The sequence below is a fragment of the Ensifer sp. 2TAB8 genome, from assembly GCF_052115125.1.
Classification (GTDB): domain Bacteria; phylum Pseudomonadota; class Alphaproteobacteria; order Rhizobiales; family Rhizobiaceae; genus Ensifer.
Genome location: NZ_JBFRGB010000057.1, coordinates 1 through 3,541 on the forward strand (window position 1 = coordinate 1; position 3,541 = coordinate 3,541).

Sequence of the window (3,541 nt, forward strand, 5' to 3'; positions counted from 1 at the left end):
GCCTCTAGCGCCACGGCATGACCGACCTCGATCGGGATCAATCGGGATCAGAGTGATCGCGGGCGCGATGCTGTTGGGCAGCACGTGACGGAAGAGGATCCGGGAGGTCGGCAGCCGCATCAGCCGGGCCGCATCCATGTAGGGCTTCTTGACTTCGCTCAGTGCGACGCCACGAGCGATCCGCGCATAGGTCGCCCATTGGGCGATGATCAGCGCCAGGATGATCCGGTCGATGCCCGGTCCAAGCGTGACGATGGCAATCAACGCAATCAGGATGGTCGGCAGGCTGAGCTGCAGGTCGACGAGCCGCATGATGACGACATCGACCCATTTGCCGAAGTAGGCGGCACTGACCCCGGCGGTGAGCCCGATCAGGGCGGCAAGCGCTGAGCTGACGATCGACACCACCAGGCTGATACGCAGACCATAGAGGATGGTGCTGACGATATCGCGGCCAAGCCCGTCAGTTCCAAGCAGATAGAGATAGCCACCGCTACCCAGTGTTCCGGGCGGCGACGATGCCTCCCAGCCAAAGATCTGCAGCGGATCATAGGGGTTCTGAGGTGCGATCAGCGGTGCGGCGATGGCAACGAGGACGTAGCTGACGAGCAGTACTTTGGACACGGTCATGACCGGTCCGTGACGGCGCTTCTTCAACGCGCTGAGGATTTGGGCTTTCATGACTTTCCCCTTCAGGAAGACAGGCGCACGCGCGGATCGAGTACGGCATAGAAAAGATCGACGAGGGCGTTGAGCACGACGAAGGCGACGGCGATGAAGGTCAGCGTCGCCATCACCACGGGCCGGTCGAGCAGCTGGATGGAGTCGATCAGCAGCTTGCCGACGCCCGGCCACGAGAAGATCGATTCCACCACCACGGCAAAGGCGAGCATGCCGCCGAACTGCAGGCCGATGATCGTCACGATCGGCACGCTGATGTTAGGCAGCGTGTGGCGCATCAGGATCCGTCGTGACGACAGCCCCTTGGCGCGGCAGAAGCGAGTGAAGTCCTGGCTCTCGACCTCTATCGTGCCGGAGCGCGACAGCCGGGCAATCAGCGCAATGTTCGGAATCGCCAGTGCCAGCGCCGGCAGCACCAGGTGCCACAGACCGTTGGCGGTGAGCCAACTCCAGTCCTCACCGAGGACACGCTCGGTTGCTCCTCTGCCACCGGACGGGAACCAGCCGGTGAGGATGGCGCCGACAAGGATCAGCATCATCGCCAGCCAGAACGAGGGGATGCTGAGCGCCGAGACGCTGCCGTTGAGCAGGGTCCGGTCGAACAGCGTGCCCATACGCCGACCGGCGAGAAGGCCAAGCCCGGTTCCAAGCGGGGCTGCGATCAGCATCGCGATCGAGGCAAGTTCCAGCGTTGCCGGCAGCTTGCTCGTCACCAGCGTGAAGGCCGGCTGATGGTAGATGTAGGAGGTGCCGAAGTTGCCGCTGACGACATTGCCGATGAACACCAGGTACTGGCGCCAGATCGGCTGGTCGAGACCGAGCGCGATGGTGGCTGCCTGAATATCCTCGGGCGTGGCGGTTTCGATGTTGACGACGTTGAAGACCGGATTGCCGACGCTGTGGATGCCGATAAAGCCGATCAACGACATGGCGATGAGCAGCAGGAAGGCCTGTGACAGCCTTCCGAGTGCGACCGAGATCATATCCATGAAGGGCTTACTCCGTTGCAGCGATCGTCTGCATCGCCGTCGTCCAGCCGCGCGGATGCATGACGTAGGCGCCGATGCGCGGGCCGTAACCGACGATGTGGTGGAAGTGGTAGAGCGGGATGATCGGCTGGTCGGCCATCACCAGCTCGGTTGCCGAACCCAATGCGGCATTCCGTTCCGGACCAACCGCGATGCTCTCGGCCTTGGCCAGCATCTGGTCGAAGGCCGGGTTCTGGTACTTGCCGAAGTTCAACGCACCGGTTCCGCGTTCCGGGTTGGGTGAGGCGAGCAGGGCGCGAAGGATGATGTCGACGGCCTCGCCGGAGGTGCCGCCATACCAGATGCCATAGTCGCCGGCGGCGCGTTTGGTGTTGAACACCGAGAACGGGGCTGCCGATGGCTGGGCATTGATGCCGATCCGGGCCCAGCTCTGGGCGATTGCCTGCAGGCTCTCGGCATCGCCGGGATAACGGCCGGCCGGCCCGGCAAGCACGAGGTTGAAGCCGTCAGGATATCCGGCCTTGGCCAGCAGAGCCTTGGCCTGTTCGTAGTCAGGCCCTTCGGGAAGGAGCTTGCCGGACGTGCCCGGAAGTCCGGTCGGAAACACCTGCGACGCCGCCGTGCCATATCCGGCAAGGATCTTGTCGACGAGAATGCCGCGGTCGGTCGCCAGCGCCAGCGCACGCCGGACAAGCGGGTTCTTGAACGGGTTGGCGATCGGCGCGCCCGATTTGTCGGTAACACCGGGGAGCGTATCCCGGTCAACGTCGAACTGCACGAAGTTGATGCGGGCGGCACCGACGCTGGCAATCGAGGCACCACGCTGCTTCAAGGCGTCGACATCACGGGCGGGAATGGCGTCGGCGACGTCGACCTCACCGGTGCTGAGTGCAGCCACCCGGGCGGCCGGGTTCTCGATCACCCGGAACCCGACCTTCAGCCAGGCGGGCTTGCCACCCCAGTAGGCGTCGTTGCGCACAAGTCTCAAGCTCTCGCCGGAGCTCCAGCTCTCAAACCGGTAGGGTCCGGTGCCATTGGGTGGAGAACCGGAATTAAGCGCCTCCGTCGTCTCAAAACCGTCGGCTGGCTTGTTCATCAGGAAGATCGAGGAGAAAGTGAGCGGTAGCGTAGGGACGGCACCGTTCGTCTCGATGACCACCGTCAGCGGATCGGGTGCAGAGATCGACTTGATGCCGCTCACGGAAGAACGAAAGCCGCCGCTCGGGGGCTTCAGGAAATCGCGGATGCGCTCGATCGAATAGACAACATCATCGGCGTCAAACACCGCGCTGTCATGGAAGCGGACACCGTCGCGGAGCTTAAACTCCCATTGCGTGTCGGAGAGCGCCCGCCAGGATGTGGCAAGCCCGGGCATCAGCTGGAGCTTCTCGTCCTGGTACACCAGCCGTTCATAGATGTGAGAGAGCAGCGAGGTGTTCTCGTTGAGATTGGCGTAGTGTGGATCGAGTGTCATCAGCTTGTAGGACGTGGCGATGCGCAGTTCGCCCCGTTCTTGCGCCAGGGCCGGCGCCGCGACCAACGACGCGCCGAGCGAGACGGACAGCAAAAGCGCCGACAGCAAACGCGGCCGAAACAATCTTCCCAGTTTCATGTGCGGTTCCTTCTTGTTTTTGACAGAGTCAGAGGTTCGCGCCGGAGGGGCTCCGACGCGGTGAAAATCAACGATTGAGCCCAGGCGGGCGTGCTCAGCTATTTTGCAGCGCGGCTTTGGGTTCGTGCGCAGCGAGGCGACGCGGCGGATCAACAGCCGCGTCGAATGCGAGGAGATCGGCCATTAATCCGCGGAGCTGCGGCCAGGGTTCGTCAGGACTGGTGGGGGAAGGCTGCGAGCGGCTGAGAATGGCATGCAG

2 protein-coding genes and 1 pseudogene are annotated in these 3,541 nt (G+C 63.2%); all 3 read right to left on the reverse strand.

Annotation, left to right across the window (positions count from 1 at the left end):
- Positions 1-681: pseudogene (locus AB4Z53_RS35175) on the reverse strand (ABC transporter permease); the annotation flags it as partial.
- Between the two features lie 11 nt (positions 682-692).
- Positions 693-1,670: an ABC transporter permease gene (locus AB4Z53_RS35180; RefSeq protein WP_441600034.1), complete on the reverse strand. Its 978-nt coding sequence runs from the start codon at positions 1,668-1,670 to the stop codon at positions 693-695.
- A 7-nt stretch (positions 1,671-1,677) separates the two neighbouring features.
- Entirely contained in the window at positions 1,678-3,282 is a 1,605-nt protein-coding gene (locus AB4Z53_RS35185; protein ID WP_441600036.1) for an ABC transporter substrate-binding protein, read from the reverse strand.
- Positions 3,283-3,541: the final 259 nt, after the last annotated feature.

Excerpts from the sequence above, each read along its gene's own strand:
- AB4Z53_RS35180 (WP_441600034.1), bottom strand. The coding sequence starts at position 1,670 with ATGGATATGATCTCGGTCGCACTCGGAAGGCTGTCACAGGCCTTCCTG.
- AB4Z53_RS35185 (WP_441600036.1), bottom strand. The coding sequence starts at position 3,282 with ATGAAACTGGGAAGATTGTTTCGGCCGCGTTTGCTGTCGGCGCTTTTG.